Genomic DNA, 518 nt, shown 5'->3' with positions numbered 1-518 from the left:
AATTTTCTCTATATGTAATCGTATAACTTTTATGAAAATAATATTTTGTATAAAGTAAATATATATTTTATAATAAGAGAACTAATGATAAATAACCGAAAAACATTGTCTTTTCTATAGGAAGTGATTGAGTGAATAAATTAAGAGTTTTAGATCTTTTTTCAGGTGCTGGTGGGTTAAGTTTAGGTTTTGAACAAACCGGTGAATATGAAATTGTCAAAGCTATTGAACTAAATAGAGATGCTGCATTAACTTATGATTTTAACCATAAGATAAAAACTACACAATCAGATATTAGAAAAATAAATTTTGTTGAATTAGATATAGAAAATCCAATAGATATAATTATTGGAGGTCCGCCATGTCAAGGTTTTTCAAATGCTAATAGACAAAAGAGCGAGTTGTTTTCAAATAATAATTTACTAGTAAAGGAATTTGTTCGTGCTGTTGAAGAAATTAAACCAACTGCATTTGTTATGGAAAATGTAAAAACCATAAATTCTAATACACATTTGTTT

The 518-nt window shown here is 25.9% G+C and carries 1 protein-coding gene; it reads left to right on the top strand.

From position 1 onward, the window contains the following. Positions 1–131: 131 nt before the first annotated feature. Positions 132–518, top strand: a 387-nt coding sequence (locus CN514_RS21755) for a DNA cytosine methyltransferase (protein WP_141529475.1), incomplete at its 3' end; no start/stop codon positions are given.

The organism is Bacillus sp. AFS001701 (assembly GCF_002559405.1).
Lineage (GTDB): Bacteria > Bacillota > Bacilli > Bacillales > Bacillaceae_G > Gottfriedia.
This window is presented reverse-complemented; position numbering and strand designations above follow the sequence as displayed.